The sequence below is a fragment of the Thiomonas sp. FB-6 genome, from assembly GCF_000377645.1.
GTDB lineage: Bacteria > Pseudomonadota > Gammaproteobacteria > Burkholderiales > Burkholderiaceae_C > Thiomonas_A.
This window is the reverse complement of sequence record NZ_KB898481.1, coordinates 1-23934: the sequence shown is the minus strand read 5'-3', so window position 1 is coordinate 23934 and position 23934 is coordinate 1. Positions and strand designations below refer to the sequence as shown.

Sequence of the window (23934 nt, the reverse complement as noted above, 5' to 3'; positions counted from 1 at the left end):
GCCGGGCTTCAGTCGTCGACGCCGAGGATCTCGTGCCAGCGCAGCTTCTTGCGCAGGGTGGAGAAATAGTTCCACCCCGGCGGATGCAGGAATACCGCGCGGTACGGCGCGATCTGCAGCTGGATGCGGTCGCCGCCCAGCAGGTCGGCGAAGTGCTGCATGTCAAAATTCAGCACCACGTCGCTGCGCGAGGCCACCTCGATGTCGATGCGCACGTGGTCGGGCAGCACGATGGGTCGGTTGGACAGCGTGTGCGCGGCGATCGGCACCAGCACCAGCCCGGGCAGGCTGGGGTGCAGGATCGGGCCGCCGGCCGACATGGCGTAGGCGGTGGAGCCGGTGGGCGTGGCCACGATCAGGCCGTCGGCGCGCTGCGCGTACATGGCGCATCCGTCCACGTCCACGCGCAGTTCGACCAGGCCGGTCGCGCCGCTGCGGTTGACCACGATGTCGTTGATGGCGATGCCCGTGAAAATCGTCTGGCCGTCGCGCTGCACGTGCCCGGACAGCACCGCGCGCTGCTCGCGCTCGAAGTGTCCCTGCAGCATGGCGCCCAGCGCCTCGCGCCAGCGCGCCTCGACGATGTCGGTGATGAAACCCAGGCGCCCGGCGTTGATGCCCATCAGCGGCACGCCCGAGGGCGCCAGCTGGCGCGCCGCCCCCAGCATGGTGCCGTCGCCGCCGACCACGATGCCCACCAGGCTGCGCGCCTCGTCGCGCCCGACCTCGCGCAGGGCCACCGCGCGGTAGCCGGGCAAATCGCAGCGCTGCGCGGTGTCCTGCTCGATCAGCGGCTCCACGCCGTTGGCGGCCAGCCACGATGCGATGTCCTCCAGCGTGCGGCCGACGCCGGCCGCCTCGGGCTTGCCGATCAGGATGGCGTGCTGGAAAACGGGTGCGGACATGGGCTGAGAGGCGGATGAACGCGCGCAATGGGAGCGAGGGGCACGCTGGCGAGGCCGCCAGGAGGCCGCCCTGGCGGCATTACAGCACAGGCAGATGGCGGGCCGCCGGCGCCTCCCCCCCACGGCCGGGCGCGGGAACTTAAAATGGGCGCCATGGATGACCGAGCCCGCGTGCTGCTGAAGACCCTGATCGAGCGCTACATCGCCGACGGACAACCCGTGGGCTCGCGCACGCTTTCCCGCGCCTCGGGCCTGGAACTGTCGGCCGCGACCATCCGCAACGTGATGGCCGACCTCGAGGAACTGGGCCTGATCGTCAGCCCCCACACCTCGGCCGGGCGCATCCCCACGCCGCGCGGCTACCGGGTGTTCGTGGACACCATGCTCACCGCCCGCGGCGACGGCGAAAGCCAGGAGTTCGAGCAGCGCTTCCGCTCCGAGCTGACCAGCGTGGAGCCGCAGAAGGTGATCGTGAACGCCGCGCGCCTGCTGTCGGACCTGTCCCACTTCGTTGGCGTGGTGATGAGCCCGCGGCGCGACGCGGCCTTCCGGCACATCGAGTTCCTGCGCCTGTCCGAGCAGCGCATCCTGGTCATCCTGGTCGACGCCAGCGGCGACGTGCAGAACCGCATCATCGTCTCCGGCCACCCCTACACCCAGGCCCAGCTGACCGAGGCGGCCAACTACCTCAACGCCCATTGCAGCGGGCTGGACTTCGAACAGATGTCCGCCCGGCTGCGCGGCGAGGTGGAGAACATCCGGGGCGAGATCGTCGCGCTCATGCAGGCCGCGGTGGCCGCCGCCGGCCAGGCCGCGGCCGAGCGCCAGGAGCAGGTGGTGATCTCCGGCCAGAAACAGCTGCTGGAGGTGGACGACCTCGCCGGCGACCTGGCCGGCCTGCGGCGCCTGTTCGACCTGTTCGAGCAGAAGTCGCTGCTGCTGCGCCTGCTGGAGAGCTCGCAACGCTCCGAAGGCGTGCGCATCTACATCGGCGGAGACAGCGAGGTCGTGCCCTACGAGGAACTGTCGGTGATCACGTCCCCCTACGAGGTCGACGGCCGCGTGGTCGGCACCCTGGGCGTGATCGGCCCCACGCGCATGGCTTACGAGCGCATGATCCGCATCGTCGACATCACCGCCAAGCTGGTCGGCAACGCGCTGAGCCAGCGCTGAGCCGAAGCCGGACCGGCGCGGCTCAGGCCGGCAAGCAGTCCAGCGCGGCGCCGCGCACCCGGCCGGCGGCCGACAGCACCAGTTCCCGTCCCGCGCCCCCGCCCTGCGGGCACACCCGCCAGCGCCCCATCAGCAAGGCACCGCCGGGCCGGCGCGGCCAGCCGCCGGCGTCGAAGCCGGCCCCCCGCGCCAGCGCCGCGTCGGCATCGATGCGTACCCCGCGCAAGGCCTGCGCCACCCCGAGCACCGTAGCCTCGCCGCCTTGCTCCGCCGGCTCGCCCAGCAGCACCCAGCCCTGCTCCCAGCGCCCCGGGCCCTCGCAGCCGCCGCCCGGGCCGCCCGGACACATGCGCACGAAGCCCCCGCGCTGCAAGGCGTGCAGCCGCGCCAGGCGCAGGCCATCCACCAGCGCCTGGCTGGCCTCGCGCACGCGCTGCGCCCGCAGGGCGTCGCGCCAGGCCGGAAGCGCCATGCCCAGGCAGATCGCGGTCAGCGCCATCACCACCAGGCACTCCACCAGGGTGACGCCGCGCGTGCGAAGTTCCATGCGCGCATTTTCGGCCCCGCGCTGCCCCGCCGCCGGCCCCCTGCGCGAAGGCCCGCATGCCGCCGGTAGAATCCGCCCCTCGGCCGCGGGCACCCTGCCCGTATGCGCCGCGGGCCCTTAGCTCAATGGTTAGAGCAGCGGACTCATAATCCGTTGGTTGCGGGTTCGAGCCCCGCAGGGCCCACCAAGGAAAAACAAGGCTCTCAGGGCGATATGAGGCCCCGATAGAAAGCCCATCCCGGCCCCATGTAATGGCTGTGAAAGGTTTCGAGCGAAGCGGTCAGCCGCTGTCGACGGGCATGATCGGCCCCCATCGCGTCGAGACATCTACGCAACAAGCTTGACGACCGCCTCTATTGCCCCCACATCAAGTACAAGTACTATGAACATGATTCACTGTGGAATTGTCAAGTTCCGTTCACTTGGTCACCGACAATTGAGGCGCTCCTTCTTGAGCGCCATGTACCTTGGTCTTGATGAGTGCACTTGTTCATCCCTTCACGTCCAATGAGTCGTCTAGTGGGTCGTAGAGCACCACGGGCGCCTGCCAGGAGCAGGCCATGAGCTACCGTACACGTCACGTCGCCAACGCGCTGCTGGTGAAGGCGCGGGAGAGCAACCGTCAATTGACGCCGATGCATGTGCAGAAGTTGCTGTACTTCATGCACGGCTGGCACTTGGCCCTCACGGGCGAAAATCTGGTTGACGAACCCTTTGAAGCCTGGGCCTACGGCCCCGTCATTGACTCTGTCTACCGAGAGTTGAAGCCCTACGGGCGTTCGCCAGTGACGTCCTTCATCTCGGAGGGGGACCCGACGTCTCCAAACGCAACTCGCTACCTCATGGTTTCGAAGGACGATCAGCAGTTCTGGAGTCTGCTGGATCGTGTCTGGGGCGAATTGGGGCACTTCAACGCGGTTGAACTCTCGGCGATGTCCCACGTCCAGGGGTCGCCGTGGGAGACAACTCGCACCGCCGGTCGCGAGCATGGCGATAATTCGCCAATCATCGACAACGGAGAGATCGAGCGTTACTTCCGCGCGCTTGCTGAGCAGCGGCAGGCAACTGGTCGGGTTGAGACTGCTTGAGCCCGATGAGTGAAGCGGAGCCGCCCAGCAATCTCGGAGCCACTGGCCCAAGCTTGGAACGCCCCCCGCGTGGCTCCGCGGCGGCGTCTTCGTCGACACCGTCTTCGCCGCAGCCTCCTGCGCCAACCACGAGGCCAAGTCTAGATGCCATTCCAGGGGCCACCGACGCACTAGCGGCGCAGGTCGAGCGCGGGGACATAAAGAGGGGCGAAGGAGAGCAGGAAAGGATCTTCGCGGCGCAAAGGCATGAGCTCAGCTTGGCGCTTGGGCACCAGAATCGACGGCACAGAAACCTCCTGATCTTTTTCGCGCTGGCGGCTGTGGTTGTCTTTTACGGCGTCTTCTTGTGCCTACTCTGGCCGCTGCTTAAAGAGAGGAATCTGCCATACAGCAATTGGCACTGGCTCGTCCCGCTCGGCCTCACCGGGGCCATTGCAACAACGCTTCTGCTCGTACTGATGAAGGGGGTGTTCTATGGGGCGAACGGCAATGGGAAGCCAGAGGCCAATGACCCGGAACTCATGCCCCTCTCGGTGAAGGTGCTCTTTGAGGCCGCGTCAGCCCTGACTCACGGAAAGCCCTGACCGCGCGTCGCGCCTCACCAGACCGGGGGCAGAGCAGGACATTGGCAAGAACTTCCGATCGACTCGGTCGATACCGTCGAACACCAACGCGTGATACTGCAGGACCGTTGCCAAAGCAGGTGATGCATGCCTCCATGGTGCCGTCACGCCTCTCGGCCCTGGGCGCACGCGCCGGCAAGACCATCCTTCTCGAACCCCGCCAACATCGAGTTCCGGGTTCGGGGTACCGAATTGCCTAGAGCGATAATGACAGTTATCGTGCTACGGATCTCACCACTTCGGCCGATCCCCACGAGGCCGCAACGGGCCGATTCGCCAGGGTTGCCGAACCCCCTCCGAACCCCGGGTTGCAGTGCCTGTTCAGGGGCACTGGACGCACCGCGCCGGCTTCCCTGAGGGTTCGATTCCGACGCCTTCAGCGCGCCCTGGCCGGTGCAAATACGCACCGAACCTACCGCGCTCCAGCAGCTCCGGACATCGCCTGGTGCACCAGCACGCGGGAAACAATCGGCGTGCGGCCGCGCAGCAGGAATGGGATGCCCAGCTCCTGCAGCACCCGGCACTGCGCCGCCCGCCGCTTCCGGCCCGTGAACGTGGCCAGCTCCTCCAGGCTGAGGAACTCGCCCGAGGCCTGATGCGCGGGCAGCGGTGCGGCCAGCTGCTCCGTCATGTCACCCGCGCCGGGCGCCGGTTTCTGAGCCGGCCCACGGGCCCGGTTCTGCAGCAGGTTGGCGGAAGCCCGCGCCCTGCCCTCATCGCTCTTGGGGCCGCGACTGGCACCTCCGTGCAGTCGACAGCGATGGCCGGCGCCGTCGCCCGGCTGGATGCACAGGAAGTCGAAATCCTTGCGGGCCAGGCACAGGTGGCTCTTCGACGTGCGCGCCAGGTTCAGCACCCACTTCCCGTACTCGGTCGTGAGGTTGATGCCGCTCGCGCGCACGCGGGCTTCGTTCGCGGCGCTCGGCGCCGGGGTGGTCTCGGGAATGGGCATGCTCGCTGCTCCGTGGCAAGGTGATGCCAGGAACAGTCGACGTCTAAGGTTCAATGAGCCGGTGCCGGTCTGACGCTCGGCCTATTCACCCGGCGCCGTCTCGAACACGGCGAGCGCGATCATCTGTCGGCGACAGGTTGCGTCGAGTACGTGGTAGCGTCCTGCGTCTATGCTTGCGCAAGGCAAAGCCATGCACGAGGTGACAAATGAGCTTGAGCAAGTCCGTTTCGGTGGTGCCGCGTTCCGATCAGTGGGACGCTATGGGAGAGGCTGATCGAAAGAATGCGGTCGAGGCCTTGGTTGGGGCGATACTGGAGGAAATTTCCACGCAAGGACGCCAGCCCGATCACTGGGAAGCCACGGATCTCAGTGCAGCGCTGACCGCGATCACCATGGGCTGGCATCGCGCCGCGCTGGGCTACGCTGTGATGGCGCTCCAGCCTCCCGGGGTGCGCGCCGGCAGCTGGGGCCGAGTCAATACGACGCCAACTCTCGAGCAGTTGCGCGAGGCGCTTGAGTTCGTGATGGGAATGCCCTCTCGCAGGTAGAAACCCGGCGCGCGGCCGGGTCGTGGTGGCGGGGTTGTCGGCCCTAGAAGCGGCTCAGCGCCTCGCCGGCCTCCTTCTCGATCATGGCCAGCAGCTCGGTGGCGCTGACGCGATCCTCGCCAGCGTCGCTGTTGTCGTCGGGCAGCGCGTGCTCGACCACCCGGCGCGCGGCACGCGCCAGAACGAGGAAGCGCAGGAGCGCACGCTCGACGGCCTCGATATCGTCCTTCGTGAGTTCACTCATGGCTGCCTCCGATCTTCAGCTCCGTCAGCTTGTCGCCCGCGGCCTCGGCGTCGCGCATGGTCTGGGCCAGCATGTCCTCGATGGCAGCCGCAACCGCATAGCATTCGGGGTCGACGATGAACGTCAGCAGTTCGGAGGCTTCGAGGGCGCATAAGGCCAACCTCGCTTGGTGCGTGACGTGGCGGAGCGCCTGCTCGGCGGCGCGCAGATCGTTATCGGTTGCCTCAGGCATCGCTCACCTCCATCGCGGTGATGCCGTGGATCTCGTCCTCGACGCGCTGGGCCAGTTGATCGGCGGCCAGGTGCAGCCCTTCGGCCACAAAGGGACTGAGCGGGCGCGCTTCTTCCTCGCCATCCGTGAACCACTCGGCGTGCATGTCGGCCACCATCAACACCCGCAGGATCGATTGCAGGCCGCGCGCGCTGTGCTTGATGCCCTCCAGGCGCCGGACCAGCCCGGGAGTGGCGCTTTCCAGACTACCGGATGCCGTGAGCGAGTAGTCCGGCAGCCGGTCCCAGCGGCAGCGGTTCCATCGATCGAAGTCAAAGGCCGGCGGCTCCTGCGCCTGGCTGGCGCCAGGGACCTGCGCAATCGCGGCGTTCCACGCCTCGGCGCAGGTGTCGGCCTCATCGGTGGCGACGCTGTGCAGGTCGTCGCGCACCACGCGCCAGGCGAAGGCATGCTTCGTCGGCTCGGGCTGGCGCCACACATGGATCGTGTGGCCTCGAAATGGGATCGACTGCAGATCCCGCTGCGCGGGCGTCGCGCCCACGGAACTACCATTGGCAGTAGCCATTGCTTGCACCTCCATCGTGCAGGTTGTGGTCAGGGCGGCGCGGTGTTCCACCACCACGCTTGCCCGCCTTCATCGCCGAGAAACCGCCCGGCAGCGGTGAAATCATTCCCTCAGCTTGAGCTTCTCCAGCGCGGCCACGATGCCGCGTGACAGGCTTCCGCCACCCAGCAGCCGCAGCGCGGCGACAGCCCACGGCGGCAGCGAAACCAGGTGCTTCTCGTTCTTGACCTCGGCCGGCTTGCGACCCGAGCCGGGGCGAGCGCCGCCGGTGCCCGGACGCGCGCCACCGCGCCCCGACTTCTTCGGCTGCTCGTCGGCCATGGTCAGCAAGCCGCGAGCAGCGCGTCGATTTCGCCGGCGAGCGCGGCGTGCGCCCTGGCGCGCTCGACGACGGCCCGCGCCATCTCGGCACCGTGGCGCTGTGCGGTGGCCAGCAGCGAGCGAGCGTCGCCGGTGGAGATCTTCTCCAGCCCGTTGTGCGGCACGAACTTGTAGAGCTGCGTGCCGGCGGCGTTGGCCAGGACGTAGGCATCGGGGGCGCCGTCGCCAGGCGTAGCCACCTTGGCGCGGACCACCAGGCTCAGGAAGCCGACCTTGACCGTCTGGCCGACTTCCCACTGCTGCTTGCTGTTGCGAATCATGCTTGGCTCCTGTGCGTTTGATGAAAGTATATCGCCTTTTTCATCATTTGCAAGGGCTCTGCGCAGTTCGCATGGGGTTGTTTCCCAAGACCCGCGCCAGGCCCATCCCCGGCAGCGCGGCACCCCGAACCTCAGGCTTCTTCAGGTCATGCGCGCCGGGGAAATGCCCATTTCTGGGGATTTGCCGAGCGCGGCGGAAGATCCTCAAGAGCGGTCGCCAGGGAGCGCTATCCTCCCGATCGAGCTGACTCACGGGGAATCACATGTCAAGTCGCATCACCGTTCTCGGCGCGACAGTTCTCTGCCTTGCAACGCTCGCGCAGGGGGCCCACGCTGCGAGCTGCACGCCGGTTGCCGCCTACAGGGACCGCTACGCCCAGGGCCTGCTGGCGTACAAGGCTGCACGCGCGGCCCTGATCCGAGAAATCCACCTGGCCGGCTCCATGAACGCGGCACCGAGCTCCAAGGGCTACGCGCGGTGGAACTCTGCCGATGCCGAATCAGCGAGCGCCGAGGACGCGTACACCAAGGTCGTGCGCCTGCAGGGCAGCTACGCCGATGCGCTGAAGTGCCACAGTGCAGCCGACGCCGTGGCACTCCAGCCCTACCTGTACGCGCTGACGAACTTGGAAATCGCTGGCAACCTGCTTTTCCAGGCGCGTGGCGACATGCTCACGACGTGCAACAGCGCGCTCGGTCCGTACACGCCCTACATCCTCGCCGCGGATCAGGCCGTTGCCATGGCGAAGAAGGCCGCGGCCGGCGGTGTGAAGTCCCGGTTCCCCAGCGACAACATCGCGCAGGAGCCCGACGAGCTGGCCAACATGCGGGACATCCCGAACAGGTGCGGCGGCTGACGAGATCCCCGGGCGCGCGCTCCTGGGCCTCAATCTGGTGGCTCAATTCTGAGCCGCGACCGGCAACCTGCGCGCTGCTGCTGGGCGCCCCGCGTCTGGAAGGTGCGCATTTCAAATTGCACCCTTCCGAACGCCTCGAAGTCGGCGCAGTGCTTGCGCGCAATCCGGCGAAACAGAACAATTCTTAGCATGCTTTGCCGCACTCGGTCGCGCGCGCACGCGACGGGCGACGAGCCAAACCCGCCGGAACCGGAGAAATCCGGATCGGTCGGCCCGTACCTCATACCGCCTGCGCGTACCTCTCGCGAAATTGCGCCCGCCGCGATCGGTGCGGCCAACCCCTGGCGCGCGACGTTAACCTTGCTCGGGGCCCTGCCCACTGTCCCGGTACTGGCGCAGGTTGGCCAGCGCGCGTGCCTTGCCTTCGGGTGTCTTGGCCCCGGTCGATGCGCCGCCGTGGAACCGGCAGCGCCAGCCGCTGCCGCTGCCGAGGGCGATGCATGGCGTTCCGGCGCGCGTGGTGGCCAGGCACAGGTAGCCGTCCGCCCGCTCCAGTTTGCGCAACAGTCGTTGCCCGAGGTCGCTGGCTGGGTCGACGTCCGCGGCGCGAACTCGAGCGGCGAGATCGGCGGCGCGCCGTTCGCGTTCGGACTCTCGGAACAACTCTTCCAGGAAGGCCAGGTACTTGCGGCGCGCCTCGTCGGCTACCAGGCGCGCGGTGCCGGGCTTGGCGCGAGTCGGGGGGTAGTTGTGGTGTCCCATGTCAGTTCCGCTCGCCCTCCAGATACTCAAGCCTCTGCAACACCCGCTGACCGCTCTCGCTGGTCGGATCGATGCCCAGGGCCGGAAGGTGGGCCCGGACGATGGCGATGCGCTCCTTGCGCTTGCGGGCGCGGCGTTCGGCGGAAAGCTCAGCCCGGCGCTTGCGCTGCTCGTCCGGATCGACGCGCACAAGGCGCCCGTCGGGTCCGAAGGCGAGTCCAGGTGGTAGCCGCATTTTCAGTACCCCATGTCAATGCGCGCGCAAGGTGCGTGCGTCGGATTTGGCCACATCACAGCTTGTCCGGGTCGATGCCGCGCCGCTTGAGGCGAGCTCGGACTAAGGCCTGCAGGGCGTTCTGCTTGCCCTTGAGCGTTACGGGCCCGACCGACGCGCCGCCGTGCAGGATGCACCGGCCGCCGGCGCCATCGCCCAGCGCACGGCACGGGCTCCCCCTGCGCGTCCGGGCCTTGCACAGCCCGAAGCCGGTCTTGGCCATCTTGCGGATCAGGTTGTCGGCCGCTTCGTCGCTCTCTTGCAGGCCAACTGCGGCGAGTTCGTCCGTGATCCAGTCGTTGCCGCCTCGCACCAGCGCGGGATGCTTCCCGTGGATGATGGCGCGCAGTTGCTCGGTGGTCAGGTGATCGAAGGACATGACGGTTTCCCCTCTGACGGATCGTCTCGTTTGAAATCCGGGCCGCTGGCGGCCTTTCGTCGCGCCCCCGCACCATCGCCCTTGGCGCAGCGCCGTTCGCCTGCTGGTCGCGCTCCTACGCAAGCCACAGCCCGGGTCGGATCGATCCCGGCGGCGGCGCAGGTCGTACATCTGACCGTTTTGCGCATTCAGTTCGGGGGGTGCTCGAAATTGGACGCACCCCATGCGCCGGGCGCGCGGGGGCAAAAGCCATATCTGGCTCTAGCTCTGCGACCAGCTCGCGGCAGGCGTAGGTGCCACCTCCGCGGCCCTCCTTCGTCGAAAAAGCCGGGATTCCGGCAGTTTCGATTTCGACCACCAGTTCCCTGGTCTGGTCGTTGCCGAGGAAGTAGCCAGGTCGGTGCTTCTGTGCCGGCGCCGTGGCATGGTCAGGCCTTGGGCAGGTTGATCACCGCGCCGCCGATCTGCACCCAGGTGCCGATGAGGTGCTTCGAGTTGTGCTCGGTCACCAGCACCCCGGCATCGACGGCAGCCTCGCGCACCCGCTGGGCCAGACCGACAAGAGGCGTGCAGGCCTTGGCGTAGTCCTCCACGGCGCGGGAATAGGCCTCCTTCGCCGCTTCCCGTCGTAGCGTCAGGATGCGCTCGGATAGGTCGCCTCGTTCCTTGCGCAGACGGTCGAGCGCGGCTTGCTCCCCGGTGTCGGCGGCAACTTCCCGCTGGTGCTTCAGGGCCTTGGCGAGCCGGGACGGGTCCTGCAGGGTCCCTGCGGCAGCTTCCTCGGACAGGTCTCGCACCGCGCTGTCTGCAGCTTGGCGCCGCGGGGCAAGCCCCTCGATCTGCGCCTCGAGCTGGGTGATCTCGTCGTTCAGCACCGCGATTCGGCGCTCCACCTCCTGCACGTCGGCGGTTGCCGGGCCTCGTGCCCGCTGGGGGATGTGAACCGGCCCAGCGCGCACGCCGGACGGAGCTGCAGCGCTCGAGGCGCCGGCCAACAGGGAGAGTCGGTCGATCAATTTCATGTCATGGTTCCTTCGGTGGTGCGTAGATCGCTTGGGACAAGGTTTCAGGGTGGGGCCCTTCCGGGCCGTGCTGCAGTGGGCGCCCAGCTCACATACCCGGCGCGTGGTTCAGGCCGGGCGACAGCGGCGAATGCTGGGGGTTGACCCCTTGCATTCCGGTGGCCGGGTGGACTTTCCCAAGGTGCCAGCTCACGGAGTGGGCGACCTTCTCGCCGTCCATGTGCACGTCAGTGTGCACATGGACGACTGGCGCGTGTTGCAGCCACGCTGCGGCATCCCCGATGGCGTACGGGCCGATGGCGTAGGGAGTACTTCCGCCGCCTGCCAGGGCCGCGTGGCCGTGCAAGAGATCTCCGCGCATGCGCTCGACGAGCGTCCGGTGATCGGCGTGTGCCGGGTGGGTCAGGTCGTAGATCCAGCCTCCCAGGTTGGACTCTTTGCCGCCGGAGAGCGAGCGGATCGCCTGGTCGATCGCGTCGTTGAGAACGTGCCCGACCGCGTAGCCGAGGCCGGCCGCCACGGTGACCCCGAGGGTGGCGACGACGCCTGAGCCGGCGGCCAGGTACGCCAGCGCGGTGCCTCCGACTTCCTCGCCGGTCACCTGCTCGGCTGCGCTGATCACCAGCCGCTCGGCCAAGCCGCCAGCGTCCTTCATGAGCAGCTTGGACATGCCCCACAGGCTTTTGCCAGCCAGCAGCGTGCCGAAGATCCCCGCGGCGCCGATCCCGGTCGCAGCCAAGGGGTGGATTTGCGCGAAGCCGGCCGAGGCGGCGCTGGCTGGCCGCAGTGCCGACAATGCCGCGTTGACCGGCCCCATGAACGTGGCCGAGGCGTTGGTGATGGTGATCTGTGCGTTCGTGAGTACCTGGTGCGCCTTGGCGGCGGGGTTGCCGTGCAGCGCTTGTGCGCGTGCGGCCGTGGGCGACTCAAGCGTCGCCTCTGCTGCCAGCAAAAGCGGGATCATGGCGCGTACCTTCGGATCGCTCAGCAGCGCTGCGGCGCGTGCCCCTTGGGTGCCGAAGGCCTGCTTCATATCGGCCGCGCGCTCGATCGGCGTGAGGTGCGCGAGGCCCGTCGAGAGCTGGGCAATCAGCTTGATCGGATCGAGCTTGCCGCCTCGATTGAGGTAGGTCAGGTGGTTGTGCGAGTCGAGCAGCCCCAGGTCTCGAAGCGCCTTCGCCTGTTTCGTGTTGTGGAACAACCCGGCGCCGAAGTTGCCCGGGACCGCATTCATGAACAGGTCCGCCAGCCACGTCCCGGATTTGCTGTTGTGGATGCCGGCACGCTGCATGATGGCCAGCATGGTGAACACCTCGGACGGGTCGACGCCCAGGCCCGTGCGCAGGATCGGCACCGCATAGCCGGCGGCTCGCTCGATCTGCCCCATGCTGGCGTTCGTGGCCATGCTGGTGTTGATGAGCGCCGGCAGGATGTGGGCGATGTCCTTTTGCGAGTAAGCGCCAGACATGTGCGCGGCGCCAATGAAGGCGGACAGCGATTCGCGCAGGCTGATTTGCTTCAGGAATGCTTCTTGCGCGGCGTAGGGCAGGATCGTGTCGACGATACCCATGCGCTCGCTGCCCGGCATCCCGCGAAGCAGCCGGCTGGCGCTGAGGTAGGAATCGGCGAAGTCCGCCAGGCCGTGGGAGGCGTACCCGTACTGGGCCGCCTCTCCCATGACCCGGGCGCGGTATGCAGCAACCGCCGCCCCCTGCCGTGCCATCGGGGTGCCGTCCGTCATCACAGCGCGGGTGAGTATGTCGGTGAGCTTGGCGTTTTCGTAGATCCCGTACCCGATCATGCCCAGCGTGCCGATGGCCGCGCCGTGCGCAGCGCTGCCGGTAGCGCCGCGATGACTCCGCTCCACGGAGCCCGACCCCCGGCCGATTCCTCCGCCTCCTGCGCCGCTGATGACCAGCCCGCGCCCCTCCGCGCGCGCCGCCTTCATGTTCGCAGCCAGGTCGGCGCTGCTGGCGGCCATGGTGTCGAGCACGTAGCTGGCCCGGGTCAACCCTCCTGAGGCGTCGCCCAAGGCGGTCGCGCCAGCAGCAGCCCTGTCGAGACTGCCCGCCAGGCTCTGTCCGGCCCTCGACATGGCTCTGGCGCTGCCGATGAAATCGAGCATCGCCCGGTTCGCGGTGTTCAGCGTGTCGATGATCCGGAGCAGCGGTGCGGTCACACCGTCATCGAGCTTGGCCGCCACCTGGATCGCGTAGTCGGTAATGGTCATCTCAGGCATCCTTTCGGGTAGGGACGGCGCCGCCGGCAAGCGCCCGGCGAACCATCGATAGGGCTTCGTGAACCATGGAGACGGTGGCGGCATCGGCCGGCGCTGCCAGTAGTCGGCGCTCCAGTTCCTCGCTGTGCTGATACCCGGCTTCGCTGGCGCCCAGCAGGATCTCCGCCAAGACAGAGCGGGCATTGCGCGCAGCGTCGGCCACGGTGAGCAACACGGTTGGCTCGAGTAAGTCAGCACCGGGTACGCGCCGCGCGGGGCTCCGTGCGTTCAGCTTGGAAGTCTTGGATTTCGTCATGCGTGGGCCTCCTGGCTCGGTTGGGCGACGTAGGGTCGCGCAAGCGCGCCGGACGAGTCCAGGAACTGCATCGAGGCCGGATCGAACCAGAGCAGAACCTTCCCCTCGAACTCGCCGTTGCGCTGCTTCTGGATGTCCAGCACTTGGCCCGGCTCGTTGACGTGCTTGGCCGGCTCGGCGTCCTTCGCGCGGTTGCGCCACAGCGTGATTACGTTGTGCGCCAGGTCGGTGACCGAGCTGGAGCCCTTGATGTCCCACTTCGACGGCACGCGCTCGACCGATTCGGAGGGCTTGCGGGTGTGCACCACGATGTGCAGGTGCAGGCCCGTCTCCTTCGCGATCTCGGTCATGCGGTTGATGAAGTCCTTCTGGCCGTTGTAGTCGTCGTCGCCGTTGACCACCTTCATCATCGAGTCGATCAGGACATGCTCGACGCCCAGCTTCTTGCGTGCCCAGCGCAGCACTGCGCTCAGCCGATCCTGGCTGAGGGCGCCGACGTGGTCGAAGATGAACACCCGGCCACGCATCACCGCGGCGGCGTGGTCGCACTCCCGCGGGCTCGGGCACGCCTTGGCGGTGGCCTGGCGGAACATGCGCTCGAGGGTCTTGCGCGCCGACATCTCCAGGCTGATGGTGAGCGACCGGCAGCACTGCTGCGCCAGGTCCAGCATCACCTGGCCGCCGATCATGGACTTGCGGCTGCCGTTGGAACCGGCCCACAGGGTGATCTCCTCGGGTCGGAACTGGATGAGGTTCTGCGCCTTCGGCCATCCCAGCGTGCCGTGCCGCTCGATGCTGCCGGCACCGGAGAAGGCCTTCTTGATGTCCTCGAGCAGGTCGTCGGCCGTGCGGACGTGGGCGGAAAAATCGGGCTCGACCATGTAGTCGGCGAGCTCGAGGTCGGATGCATGCACGATCATCGTTGGGTCTCCAGGAGGCCGAGCTGCCGCAGCAGCCGGCGCATGACGAGCGGGGAATACCTGACGGGAAACAGGTCGACCTCGTAGCCGTCGGCGATCTCGACGTCATCGCCGTCGATGCTGACCCGCGGCCCGCGGTAGGCCTGGAACAGCTTGCGGGCGTCCGGAAGCCAGACGAACAGGCCGACCTCCGCCGGCGGCAACTGGTCGAACGCGGCGCAGATCTGGACTTCCAGGTCGACACCCTTGCGAGCGATGAGCGCGCCCATCAGATGCCTCCCGCCCAGGGCGCCTGTGCGCCGTTCGAGTCTGCAGAGCCGAGGTTGCCCAGGTAGCTCTCGAACTTCGAGGCGGCGAACAGCGTCGCCGGCCGCAGGTACTCGGCCATCTTGGGATCGTCCTTCCACGCCATCACGCGATCGTCGATCACCGCACGGATCTGCTCCGGTGTGGCACTGGCCAGACGGTCCTGGATCGGCTTCAGCGTGGCCTTCACCGCACGGAAGTTCCTGCCGGCCTGGTTGTTCAGGTAGCCCAGCAGTTCGGCTGCAGCGTCGGGCTTGCCCGACATATCCTTTGAATCAGGAATCAGAGAATCAGGAATCAGAGCGATTGCTCCCGGGCTTGCCTGGGGCTTATCCGGGATAAATCCAGGGTTTGCCTTGGGCTTGCCTCGGGCACGTTCGCCACTCGCCTCGAAGTCCTCCGGAGCAGGCAGGTGGCTCTCGCGTTCCTGATGGTGCGGGCTCTGGTGCTTGGCGAAGTTCGTCACCTGGATCAGCCGATGCTCGCCGACCGCGTAGCGCTGGATCAGGCCGCGATCGTGCAAGGCCTGCAGGAGCAGGTCGACGTCGCAGGCATCGCAGGGAAGCAGCTCGATCTTGATGCGCTTCGGGCGGTCCTCCAGCCGGCCTGCGCGGTCCGCCAGGCACCACAGCCCGATGAACAGCAGCCGGCCGAGCGGGTCGATCTCGGCCAGGTCCTCGTTGAGGAAGAACGAGGGCTTGATGTTGCGTGCGCGCGCCATGGTCAGGACTCCCTGGCGATCTGCAGGGCCAGCAGCTCGCGCAAGCGCAGGCGCAGCGGGATCACGACGGCGGAGGGGCGGTTGGCGCTCACAGCAGTACCCCCTGACGCGGCTCACCGAGCAACGCATACCGTGCGATGCGGTGCATACGCCCTGCGTCGGTTTCCTCTTTGACCCACGCTGTGGCGATCGACCAGCCGGCGCGGCGCAGCTCCATGACCCGAGCGGCAGGGTGCAGAGTGTCGAGCTCGCGCCGCGCCTGGAGCGTCGTCAGCGGTCGGCCGGCCTGCAGGTGGGCGAGGATGCGCGCGCGTTGTGCCGCTGCGGCGTTGGGGCTACCATCGCGCAGCTGTTCGTCCTGCTGTGCCCTGGCGCCGCGACTCTGGCCGGAGTCTGCGGCGTCGTCATTTCCGGGGCTCATTGCGCGCCTCCGTTGACCAGCGCCAGCAGGTCGCCAGCTTTCCAGGCGAGGCGCCCGCCGATCTTGATCGGTCGGACGCCGAAGGCGTGGCCTTGCAGGCAGTAGAGTTTGCGCAGAGTCTGGCCGCTCTTGCCAAGGAAGGCAGCGGCATCGCGCGTCGGCAGAACCGCGCTGGGCGGCATCTCGGCCAAGTTCGGGATATGGACGGGGGCGTGCATCACGGGTACTCCAAAAGTTGCAGTACCTGGGACAGTCGAGGGTGTCGATTCCCCGTTCTGGGCCGTCCCCTGAGGCGCCCTGGATGCCGCCCGCTGGCCACGTTCGGCCCTCATTGCGCCACCTCGAGCAGCTTCAGCAGATCGGCGCCACGGACCATCGTCGCGCGGCCGCCCCGGATCTTGATCGTGGGAAGTTGGCCCGAGGCGACCAATTCATAGAAGCGCGTCTTCGCGAACGGCATGAGGCCGCGGCGCTGCGGCGTCGAGTAAATCTCGGCGGCGCGATAGACGGCGCCGGCTTCGACCGCCCGCGTTTTCAGTTCCGACATGGGTTTCTCCGGTTGCGCCCGGCCCGCCATCGTTCGCGGCTGGCCGTTGGCGCAAGCCTGACATCCGCCACAAAACGGCGGATATCATGCGGAAGAGAAACCTAGGATTTATGCGGGTCGCAGCCCGATACGCGGCAGAAACGGCGGATGAGATCGGCGGATGAAAACGGCCTCACTCGTCGAATTGGTGGAGCGCGCTTAGCGCGTTGCCCCAGCGGTCTGACCATTCCTTGAGGTCGGCCACTTCCCGGAACGCTTTGCTGATCGCCGCTTCTTTGACGCCTTTGTGCTCGCGCAGGAGTTTGGCGAACTCGACCGGGTTCCAGCGGTGCCCGACCTTCTTATTGGTAGCCGGCGCACGTATCGCGATGGCACTCGCCAGCCACTTCGGAACCCGCTTCCCGAGATACGTGTGCAGCGTCGCCGCCCCCATCCACGCGCCACCGAAGGCTGTGGCAATCTGCGCGGTACTGAGCAACGCGGGCTCTGGCGATGCGCCCGAGTCGCAGTCCCCGGCGCTGGGCTCGAACGAGGCCGTTCCCTGCTCTGCTGGCGCTGACCGCTGCACATCAACGTCCGGCGCCGCCGGTTCGGGTGCGATCGACTGCGCCGCGGTCTCCGCGTCGACAAGCTCGATGGGGTCGGGCATGTCGGCGGCGAATTTCACCAGATCCTCCCGGCGAATCAGCGCATTCTCGCCAGCGGCGGCGGCGCCGATCGGCGTCAGGGTTCCGGGGTGTAGAAGCGTGACGGTTCCGGCGGCGACGGCCTGGCGCAGCATTTCCTCATGGGCCTTGCATGTGGCGGCGCGCAGGACGCCCGCATGGGTTTCCCTGCTCGTGAGATTCGCGCCCAATGCCCATTCACTGCCGCGAGCCGACTGTGATAGCGCCAGCACGTAGGCATCGAATGTGTATCGCTCCATCGGGAACGCGGGGCGCGGAAGCGCGGCCGAGTTCCAGATGTCGTCCAACTCCCGCGCTTGCTCGTCGCTCGGGTAGACCCCCTGCTGTGGGCGGCCGACTTCGTGCAGAAGGAAGCCCTTCACCTTTGCGGCGCCCAGGTCATCGGCCTGCCGAGGATGGACGGCCAGCGCGGTTTCCAGCGTCGCCTCATACACCGTGAAATGCCGTTTCCCGACTGGCAAGGCGTGACGGTACGGGCCTTCCGGCGGTCGATACCCATCGGCCAAAGCCTCGGCTGCTTGCTGCTCGATGGATTGATTCATCGCCGCCAGGGTGTCGATGATGGTGCGTCGCGGCGCTGGCACTTGCTCGCGCAGTTCGATCCCAAGTCCGGCGAGATATGCGCGGGCGTCCTCGACGGGGACTTGCGAACCCCAGCTATCCACCTTTTGGACTGGCGCCAAATCGGCATCGTAAGCGCGCATGCGGCCCGCGGTGATCAGCGCATTCATGGCCTGGACGTGCTTGTTGGCGATGCGACCATGCTCGCTCTTTGCATCCTGCACGTAGTTCTTGAACCGGGGAACGAGATCCCACTGCGGGCGGTCAGCTGCCGCTTGAAACGCAGCATTGCACAACGCCCATTGCTCCTGGGTCATGTTCAGTGCATCGGGAATGCCGATGTCTTTCCAGGTGGCACGCAGGTACTGCACGTCCGCATCGCTCAGTTCTTCGATGCGGACATTGTTCGGCTCCCCTTCGGCAATCTTCTTCTGCAAGGTCACCAGCAGGGGCGGCGTGTCAGGGGTCGGGTGCAGCAGCGCGCCGATGCGGAGCCCAAGTTCCCAAGCGGCGATGAACCGGCTACCCGGCTCGATCTGAATTACTCGATGCATGGCGTTCCTTCACGCGCTCGCCTTCAATGCTGGGCGCCAGGCAGGCGGGTGAAGGTTCCCGCTTTTCCCCCCGTCGGGGTAGCCTGGCGCGAACTGTGAGCCCTTGCAGCGCTACGCCGCGGCTCCGCGAATCGGTGTCACCTTGGCCGAGCGCTTCCTGTTGAGCAGGTCAAGCAACACCTGCAGCGCGGCGCGCTTCTCGGCCAGGTAGTCGTGGTCGTCGTAGTGGCGGTCCTGCACGCCGCCCAGGCCGTGGCTCTGGAGCTGGGCGCGGATCTCGCGGCCGACGCCCAGGGACGCCAGTGCCGTCTCGATGCCTGAGCGTAGGCGCTTGGGCTCGAAGGCCTCGATCTGGTCGCCGATGGCTTCCGCCTCCAGCCGGGCCAGCACCGCGGGCGAAATCGCCTTGCCGTTCACCGTGAACACGCCGGGCGCTCCCGTGAACGCCTTGAGCGCGGTCTTGGCGTCGGCCAGCAGCGGGACGACATGGCGCCGTGCCTCGGGCCTGCGTCCCTTCGGATCGTGCAGCACGATGTAGTCGGCGTGCACGTTCTCGCGCTGCAGGCGCAGCAGCTGGGCGATGCGCTGGCCGCCGGTCAGGATGTGCAGCTGCATCAGCGCGCCTGTCGCGCCCCCGGCGGCCTGGGCGATGCGCCAGAAGGTTCGCAGCTCGTCGGCGCTCAACGGGCGCTTGTCGGCGCGCGCCGCAGTGGCTCGGATCGTGGCCAGCGGGTTGGCAGTGACGTGGAAGGCCTCGAACTTCACCGGGATTTCCGGATCGGTGCGTGCCATCATGGCGGTGCGGAATGCCGCGTGCGCGTAGCTGCGCACCTTCCCGGGCTCGCGCACCTTCCCCGCCTCGTGGAGCTTGCGCAGCCCGGTCACGAAGTCCGCCGAGGTCGCCGCGTGCGCCGGCTTGGCCGCCAGGTCCTCATTAGCCGCCAGGAAGCGCTGCAGGGTCGACTCGGCGTCCCGAGCATCGAGCTTCTTGCGCTGCTTGAGCAGCTCGACGTAGGCCGTGCACAGCGCGGCGACGGTCTTCTCCTTCAGCGACTCGGCTGCGGTCTTGCGCCGGGTCTTCTCGGCTTCCTGCTCGCGGCGGTGCTCGGCCGGGTTCACTCCGCTGTCCACCAGCGCCTTCAGCCGGGCCGCCTCCTGGCGCGCGCCGCGCCGCACCTCCACGCGCTGACCGGTTTCCCGGTCGGTCGTCCAGATCGTCTCCAACGGCCAGACGTCGGAATGGCCGATCGTGACGCGCACCGAGCCCCCGTCGATCCAGGCCTGGAACACGTAGGCCCTGGCGCCCTTGGCCGTCACCCGCAGGCCCAGGCCCGGCTGCTTGCCGTCCCAGTAGATCGCCTGCTGCTTGTCCGCGGGGCAGCTGAACTCTGCCACCCGGCCCGCCGTGAAGTTTTCCCGCTTGCCCATCCTGCCCTCGCCTTCGCCGTCGTGTCATGGCTGTGTAATGGAATTGTAGGCATCTTCGGGAATGCTTGGGAACGATGAAACGGCCTGCGAAGCCCGTGCCTCCTAGGGCATCCGCCCTTCATGGCGCAAAACGGGAACACATCGCAACAACCCGGAATGTTGTCCGGGGCGGACTCATAATCCGTTGGTTGCGGGTTCGAGCCCCGCAGGGCCCACCAAACTTTCGCAAGCAACTTCATAGACATACAAGACTTGCGGATTTGGACGTTTGACCCGGAGAGTGCGCACGGATACGATTCATGTACACGTGTGTACATCTCAGGGGTGCTCCATGCCGTCCGTCCAGCTCCTTCCCAGCGGCTCTTTCCGTGCTCTGGCGAGACACAAGGGGAAGACCGAGACATCCACCTTCCCCCGTCGAGAAGATGCCAGGCGCTGGGCGGAAGCTGTCGAACGCAAAATGCGCGACGGCACCTGGGAACGTCCCGCGGCAACCACAGTCGCAAAACGAACTGTGGCGCACGCATACGACGAATACGTCAACAGCGCGTACTACGCATCCCTCGCCGACAACACCAAGAGGGCTGCCAAGCATCTGCACAAGCCCCTGCTGGAGTTCTTTGGGGACAAGCTCCTGACGGATGTCGGCGAGAACGACGTTCGGGACTACATCGAGCTTCGCCTGAAGACGCCATCGAAGCGATGCAAAGGCAAGACCCTGAGCGGGGACTCTGTTCGCCTCGAGGTGGCAGCCCTAAGTGGGTGCTTCAAGTGGCACATCGAGCGTAAGAACGTCGAACGCAATCCCTGTCTCGGGGTGTCCCGTCCGAGGACCACGCGGAGAACCGGCAGACTGTCGGACGAACTCGTGGGTGCCATCTTGAATCACCCGAAGGCTTCCGGGAACTCGCGGGAGGGACTGTTCTTTCGTCTTCTCTTTGCCACTGCTGCGCGACCTGGGGAGCTCGCGGCAGCGCGAAAGTCTTGGTACCGACCAGACCCTCCACAGATTGTCATTCCACGCACGAAAAATGAAGATGAGCGCATTGTCTTGATTCCCGACTCCCTAGCTGACTTCTTTGATTACTACGTGAAGATGGACGAGACCGGGAGCGACTACATCTTCTCTTCAAGGTCCCGCGCGAAGAATGCGGAGGGCGACCATGACTGGGTGCCGTTCAACTATGCCAGCCACTGGAGAGTCATCGTGAAGGACCTGGGCCTACGTGGGCTGGTCGTTCCGCACATGGCGAGACACGAGGCGATTTCTCGATTGTTTGAGCGCACAGATTTGACTGAAGGCGCCATTGCAGCCATCTCGGGGCACCGCTCGGCGCAAGCGCTATGGAGGTACAAGCATTACAGGTCGGAACACTCAAGACCGGCGGTGAATGCTCTCGACAATATCTACAGGCAAGCCAGCTTGGGCAAACCCGTGGAGATGCTTCCTGGTGAAAAATTCAAGCTGGGGGCTCCCAAGAAGACGCCTCGCAGCAAGCGTGGGGCCAATTTGGGTGTCTTCCCAAAGTCCAGCGGGACGAGACACTTGGCCCCTCTGCCTGACGCATCGCCCTCTGCCAGCCGAAAGCTGCCTCAAGGCAAGACCAAGGTTTAGCCCTCATATGTCAAGCCTCCAGGAGCCACACATCGCAGCGAAGTCATGCGCGAGGCTCATGCCTTCGATGACTTGCGAGACCAGACACGGCCAATTCCGAGAGAACCTCGCCTCATCGCACCAGCCCCATTCCCGGAGAATGCCTCAATAGATGGGTGGGCGACCCACCGCGAGTCGCCCACGAACAGAAATAGGTGGAGGCTTCCCCCTGCCTAGTGTGATGCCCTGTGTCAATGCAGCGCGCTAGCCTGCACACCAGTCGACGCTACCGAAGCCTCCGCAGCCCCCGCGCCCGCACCATCTTGGTGGTACGGCACGCACACAAAAATCCACCGCTCCTGCACAGGCACTCCGGTCACCTCGGATTCCGGGACCTGCTCAACGAAGCGCAAGACATCCAGCACGTCCATAGCTTCCGCAACGGGGTCCACGCTGCGCCATCCGCTGAGTCTGTCCTTAACTGCGAGCCACTCGCGGCCCGTGAAATCCTGCACCGGCGGCTCGGCTTGCATCACGACGAGTTGTCTGCGCTCATCGATAGTCACGGCAACGAAGATGCGCCGCTGTTTCTCGATGGACTCGATGAGCCAGTCACGCGCCTCGTCTGTCGCCAGTGGTACCAGGCACACGACTTGAGTGCCGGCTGCTTGAAAGGTGGCCACGGCGACGGGAAGCGCCACCCCGCCTGAGATTGCGAGCGAGTGGCGCATCGGAACCAGCGGGCTCTCGAAGATGCGTGCCACTTCGTCGGGCAGCTTCACGTACAGTGCTCGCCCTTCGTACATCGGCCGCTGCTTGAGCGAAGCAAGCTCAGCTGCGAACTGAACCGGGTCGAGCACGACACCGAACCCTCGGTGCGTCGTAACGTCATTGGTCATGTCAAATTTCTCCACGTGGTTGACCTTGGTCTCACGTGTAGGCACCGGCCGACCAGGCCGAAGAAAAGACGGGCCCGAAGGCCCGTCGTCAGTCAACAACAATCAATCAATCATCAGCGAGCGAAGAAAACGGCCACGCTCACGTCACCACATCTCCACCCTACCGTGCATCACTATCTCCGCCACCTGTCTCATCATTCTCCGCAGCCGCAACGATTTCGTTCGCGTTGTGCAGTACGGCTGCACGCTGCAGCCAACGCAGGATTTCAGGCAGCCGCGGAAGCTCCGGCCAGTCCAACTCGCGATGTGTGGCGTGCACGTCAAGCAAGAAACGCTTGTAGTCAAGCGAAGGCTCGTCGCAAGCTTCGGGGATGAGCGCTCGCAGCTGAGGGTTCGCACAGAAGCGGGCGAACTCGCGCTCGATGACCACCTCCTCCGACTCCGCCACGGTCGCAAAATCGCGGATGGTGACGTCGCCCGTAAGTAGCCTCACGGTAATCGGCGGGATGCCGAGGTAGCGCGCCACCTTCGCGATGAAGCCGCGGTGGCGAAGCAACGTCAGCGCCTGGCCGCGCTCGAGCAGTTGCAGCTCTTCGTTGCTCACACCGACCGCTTCTGCCAGCTTCGCGGCGCTATGAAGCCGTAGCTTGGCATCGTCGAGCAGCCAAGCTACGAGCGGTCCTGCTGGATGCCGGTGCAGCCTGAGCAAGCGCTGCGCTGGCGGTTCAGGTTGCTCGGCTGCTTGGTCGAAGGCGGCTAGGGATGGTGTTCAAAAATGGCCATTGCGACCCTGGCGGCGGGCAGCGTCCGACAAGACAATGAGGGCATGAAGCAAGCCGACCTCGGGCTGGACCTGACCAGCCGTAAGACCCGCAAGGGCAAGTTCCTCGACGAGATGAATCGCGTGGTGCCGTGGGCGCAGTTGCTTGCGCTGATCGAGCCGCACGCGCCGCGCAAGGAGCGAGGCCGGCCGCCGTTCGGCGCCGAGATGATGCTGCGCATTCACTTCCTGCAGCAGTGGTTTGGCCTGTCGGACATGGCGATGGAAGAGGCTTTGTTCGACGTCCCGCTGTACCGCCAGTTTGCTGGTCTTGGCAGCATGGCGCGACTGCCTGATCGTGTGAGCATCCTGCGCTTTCGGCACCTGTTGGAACAGCACGACCTGGCGCCGAAGATGCTTGAAGCTGTGAACGCGACGTTGGCCGCCAAGGGGCTGATGCTCAAGGAAGGCACGGCGGTCGATGCCTCGCTGATCGCAGCTCCCAGTTCGACGAAGAACAACACCGGCACGCGCGACCCAGAGATGCACCAGACCAAGAAGGGCAACCAGTGGTACTTCGGAATGAAGTGCCACATCGGCGTCGACGCCGACAGTGGCTTGGTGCACACGGTGGTGGGCACATCGGCCAACGTCAATGACGTCACCCAGGCGCACGCGCTGGTACATGGCGAGGAAGCAGATGTCTTCGCCGATGCCGGCTACCAGGGCGTCGAGAAGCGAGACGACACCCAGGACATTCGCACGCGCTGGCATGTCGCGCTGCGCCCCGGGCTGCGCAGGCTGCTTGACGTGACGAGTCCGAAGGATGCCATCGCCGAGGAGATGGAACACGTCAAGGCGCGCATCCGCGCCAAGGTCGAACACCCGTTCCGCGTGATCAAGCGCCAGTTCGGCCACGTCAAGGTGCGCTACCGCGGCCTGGCGAAGAACACCGCACAGCTGCACACGCTGTTCGCGCTGTCCAACCTCTGGATGGCACGGCGACATCTGATGGCGGCGCAGGGATGAGTGCGTCCGCCGTTCGCGAAAACGGCCTCCTGCAGGGTCGAAACGACCGCTGCGGAGCCCATCGCGGCCGGCGCTCCGTGCGAAATCACTGACGGGAATCATCTCGTGGCTTTCATCGTTCCGTTGCCTCGGCGCTCAGCTGATTTTGGACAGCATCCCTAG

Annotated in this window: 31 protein-coding genes and 1 tRNA gene; 8 read left to right on the top strand and 24 right to left on the bottom strand. The window is 66.3% G+C overall.

Annotation, left to right across the window (positions count from 1 at the left end; genetic code table 11):
* Positions 1–8: 8 nt before the first annotated feature.
* A complete protein-coding gene (locus tag D466_RS0110540; RefSeq protein ID WP_018913683.1) occupies positions 9–905 on the bottom strand; it encodes an NAD kinase in 897 nt (298 codons plus the stop codon).
* A gap of 153 nt (positions 906–1058) precedes the next feature.
* Here D466_RS0110540 and hrcA point away from each other — a divergent pair, with 153 nt between their 5' ends.
* Entirely contained in the window at positions 1059–2078 is a 1020-nt protein-coding gene (gene hrcA, locus D466_RS0110535; protein ID WP_026285135.1) for a heat-inducible transcriptional repressor HrcA, read from the top strand.
* Positions 2079–2100: 22 nt separating this feature from the next.
* Here hrcA and D466_RS0110530 read toward each other — a convergent pair whose 3' ends face one another.
* On the bottom strand, positions 2101–2625 hold the full coding sequence (locus D466_RS0110530; protein WP_018913681.1) for a GspH/FimT family pseudopilin: 525 nt from the start codon (positions 2623–2625) through the stop codon (positions 2101–2103).
* Positions 2626–2736: 111 nt separating this feature from the next.
* On the opposite strand from D466_RS0110530, the gene D466_RS0110525 reads away from it, so the two are divergent.
* The 3 genes from D466_RS0110525 to D466_RS23910 all read left to right on the top strand — a co-directional run bounded on the left by D466_RS0110525 (position 2737) and on the right by D466_RS23910 (position 4297).
* Positions 2737–2812: transfer RNA gene (locus tag D466_RS0110525), tRNA-Ile, on the top strand.
* Between the two features lie 373 nt (positions 2813–3185).
* Entirely contained in the window at positions 3186–3713 is a 528-nt protein-coding gene (locus D466_RS21410; protein ID WP_018913680.1) for a Panacea domain-containing protein, read from the top strand.
* A gap of 53 nt (positions 3714–3766) precedes the next feature.
* Positions 3767–4297 (top strand): hypothetical protein, encoded by a 531-nt coding sequence (locus tag D466_RS23910; protein ID WP_156004188.1) that lies wholly within the window; start codon positions 3767–3769, stop codon positions 4295–4297.
* A gap of 451 nt (positions 4298–4748) precedes the next feature.
* Here D466_RS23910 and D466_RS0110510 read toward each other — a convergent pair whose 3' ends face one another.
* Positions 4749–5288 carry a DUF4224 domain-containing protein gene (locus tag D466_RS0110510; protein WP_018913678.1) on the bottom strand — a complete coding sequence of 180 codons (540 nt, stop codon included), beginning with the start codon at positions 5286–5288 and terminating at the stop codon, positions 4749–4751.
* A gap of 206 nt (positions 5289–5494) precedes the next feature.
* Between D466_RS0110510 and D466_RS0110505 the strand changes: the two genes are divergently transcribed.
* Positions 5495–5836 (top strand): hypothetical protein, encoded by a 342-nt coding sequence (locus tag D466_RS0110505; protein WP_018913677.1) that lies wholly within the window; start codon positions 5495–5497, stop codon positions 5834–5836.
* 43 nt (positions 5837–5879) lie between these two features.
* Here D466_RS0110505 and D466_RS0110500 read toward each other — a convergent pair whose 3' ends face one another.
* Genes D466_RS0110500 through D466_RS0110480 form a run of 5 tightly spaced genes read right to left on the bottom strand, consistent with a single transcriptional unit; the run spans position 5880 to position 7518 of the window.
* Positions 5880–6080: a hypothetical protein gene (locus D466_RS0110500; RefSeq protein WP_018913676.1), complete on the bottom strand. Its 201-nt coding sequence runs from the start codon at positions 6078–6080 to the stop codon at positions 5880–5882.
* Complete coding sequence (locus D466_RS0110495) at positions 6073–6312, bottom strand: hypothetical protein (protein WP_018913675.1); 240 nt, start codon at positions 6310–6312, stop codon at positions 6073–6075. Before D466_RS0110495 ends, D466_RS0110500 begins: the two co-directional genes overlap by 8 nt.
* Positions 6305–6934: a hypothetical protein gene (locus D466_RS0110490; RefSeq protein WP_156004186.1), complete on the bottom strand. Its 630-nt coding sequence runs from the start codon at positions 6932–6934 to the stop codon at positions 6305–6307. Before D466_RS0110490 ends, D466_RS0110495 begins: the two co-directional genes overlap by 8 nt.
* Positions 6935–6979: 45 nt before the next feature.
* The gene (locus tag D466_RS0110485) at positions 6980–7198 is read right to left on the bottom strand and encodes a hypothetical protein (protein ID WP_038165983.1); all 219 of its coding nucleotides are present in this window, start codon (positions 7196–7198) and stop codon (positions 6980–6982) included.
* A gap of 2 nt (positions 7199–7200) precedes the next feature.
* The gene (locus D466_RS0110480) at positions 7201–7518 is read right to left on the bottom strand and encodes a hypothetical protein (protein WP_018913672.1); all 318 of its coding nucleotides are present in this window, start codon (positions 7516–7518) and stop codon (positions 7201–7203) included.
* Positions 7519–7781: 263 nt separating this feature from the next.
* Between D466_RS0110480 and D466_RS0110475 the strand changes: the two genes are divergently transcribed.
* The gene (locus D466_RS0110475) at positions 7782–8375 is read left to right on the top strand and encodes a hypothetical protein (RefSeq protein ID WP_018913671.1); all 594 of its coding nucleotides are present in this window, start codon (positions 7782–7784) and stop codon (positions 8373–8375) included.
* Between the two features lie 354 nt (positions 8376–8729).
* Here the strand turns inward: D466_RS0110475 and D466_RS23905 are convergent, their stop codons facing one another.
* The 14 genes from D466_RS23905 to D466_RS21375 form a co-directional block, all read right to left on the bottom strand.
* Entirely contained in the window at positions 8730–9137 is a 408-nt protein-coding gene (locus D466_RS23905; RefSeq protein WP_018913670.1) for an HGGxSTG domain-containing protein, read from the bottom strand.
* A 1-nt stretch (position 9138) separates the two neighbouring features.
* Positions 9139–9327 carry a hypothetical protein gene (locus D466_RS23900; RefSeq protein WP_156004184.1) on the bottom strand — a complete coding sequence of 63 codons (189 nt, stop codon included), beginning with the start codon at positions 9325–9327 and terminating at the stop codon, positions 9139–9141.
* Positions 9328–9427: 100 nt separating this feature from the next.
* Positions 9428–9790 carry an HGGxSTG domain-containing protein gene (locus tag D466_RS21395; protein WP_018913668.1) on the bottom strand — a complete coding sequence of 121 codons (363 nt, stop codon included), beginning with the start codon at positions 9788–9790 and terminating at the stop codon, positions 9428–9430.
* 428 nt (positions 9791–10218) lie between these two features.
* On the bottom strand, positions 10219–10812 hold the full coding sequence (locus D466_RS0110455; RefSeq protein ID WP_156004182.1) for a hypothetical protein: 594 nt from the start codon (positions 10810–10812) through the stop codon (positions 10219–10221).
* Positions 10813–10900: 88 nt separating this feature from the next.
* A complete protein-coding gene (locus tag D466_RS0110450; RefSeq protein WP_038165982.1) occupies positions 10901–13042 on the bottom strand; it encodes a hypothetical protein in 2142 nt (713 codons plus the stop codon).
* A 1-nt stretch (position 13043) separates the two neighbouring features.
* Entirely contained in the window at positions 13044–13346 is a 303-nt protein-coding gene (locus tag D466_RS0110445) for a hypothetical protein (protein WP_156004180.1), read from the bottom strand.
* Positions 13343–14266: an AAA family ATPase gene (locus D466_RS21390; RefSeq protein ID WP_018913664.1), complete on the bottom strand. Its 924-nt coding sequence runs from the start codon at positions 14264–14266 to the stop codon at positions 13343–13345. The genes D466_RS0110445 and D466_RS21390 overlap by 4 nt, the downstream gene beginning before the upstream one ends.
* Positions 14263–14535, bottom strand: coding sequence for a hypothetical protein (locus tag D466_RS0110435; RefSeq protein ID WP_018913663.1), 273 nt, complete (start codon positions 14533–14535; stop codon positions 14263–14265). The genes D466_RS21390 and D466_RS0110435 overlap by 4 nt, the downstream gene beginning before the upstream one ends.
* Entirely contained in the window at positions 14535–15293 is a 759-nt protein-coding gene (locus D466_RS22795; protein WP_018913662.1) for a conserved phage C-terminal domain-containing protein, read from the bottom strand. Before D466_RS22795 ends, D466_RS0110435 begins: the two co-directional genes overlap by 1 nt.
* 88 nt (positions 15294–15381) lie before the next feature.
* Positions 15382–15714, bottom strand: coding sequence for a helix-turn-helix domain-containing protein (locus D466_RS21380; RefSeq protein WP_018913660.1), 333 nt, complete (start codon positions 15712–15714; stop codon positions 15382–15384).
* Positions 15711–15932 carry an AlpA family transcriptional regulator gene (locus D466_RS0110415; protein WP_018913659.1) on the bottom strand — a complete coding sequence of 74 codons (222 nt, stop codon included), beginning with the start codon at positions 15930–15932 and terminating at the stop codon, positions 15711–15713. Before D466_RS0110415 ends, D466_RS21380 begins: the two co-directional genes overlap by 4 nt.
* A gap of 110 nt (positions 15933–16042) precedes the next feature.
* Complete coding sequence (locus D466_RS0110410) at positions 16043–16261, bottom strand: hypothetical protein (protein ID WP_018913658.1); 219 nt, start codon at positions 16259–16261, stop codon at positions 16043–16045.
* 172 nt (positions 16262–16433) lie between these two features.
* Positions 16434–18062, bottom strand: a complete 1629-nt coding sequence (locus D466_RS0110405; protein WP_018913657.1) for a hypothetical protein — start codon at positions 18060–18062, stop codon at positions 16434–16436.
* Positions 18063–18173: 111 nt separating this feature from the next.
* Positions 18174–19490 carry an integrase family protein gene (locus D466_RS21375; protein WP_018913656.1) on the bottom strand — a complete coding sequence of 439 codons (1317 nt, stop codon included), beginning with the start codon at positions 19488–19490 and terminating at the stop codon, positions 18174–18176.
* Positions 19491–19821: 331 nt separating this feature from the next.
* Here D466_RS21375 and D466_RS23320 point away from each other — a divergent pair, with 331 nt between their 5' ends.
* Complete coding sequence (locus tag D466_RS23320; protein ID WP_081629914.1) at positions 19822–21105, top strand: tyrosine-type recombinase/integrase; 1284 nt, start codon at positions 19822–19824, stop codon at positions 21103–21105.
* Positions 21106–21335: 230 nt separating this feature from the next.
* On the opposite strand, the gene D466_RS0110390 is transcribed toward D466_RS23320, so the two are convergent.
* Positions 21336–21983: a hypothetical protein gene (locus D466_RS0110390; RefSeq protein WP_018913655.1), complete on the bottom strand. Its 648-nt coding sequence runs from the start codon at positions 21981–21983 to the stop codon at positions 21336–21338.
* 160 nt (positions 21984–22143) lie between these two features.
* A complete protein-coding gene (locus tag D466_RS0110385; protein WP_231385694.1) occupies positions 22144–22692 on the bottom strand; it encodes a hypothetical protein in 549 nt (182 codons plus the stop codon).
* Between the two features lie 117 nt (positions 22693–22809).
* Between D466_RS0110385 and D466_RS0110380 the strand changes: the two genes are divergently transcribed.
* Positions 22810–23772 (top strand): IS5 family transposase, encoded by a 963-nt coding sequence (locus D466_RS0110380; protein ID WP_018913040.1) that lies wholly within the window; start codon positions 22810–22812, stop codon positions 23770–23772.
* Positions 23773–23934 lie beyond the last annotated feature (162 nt).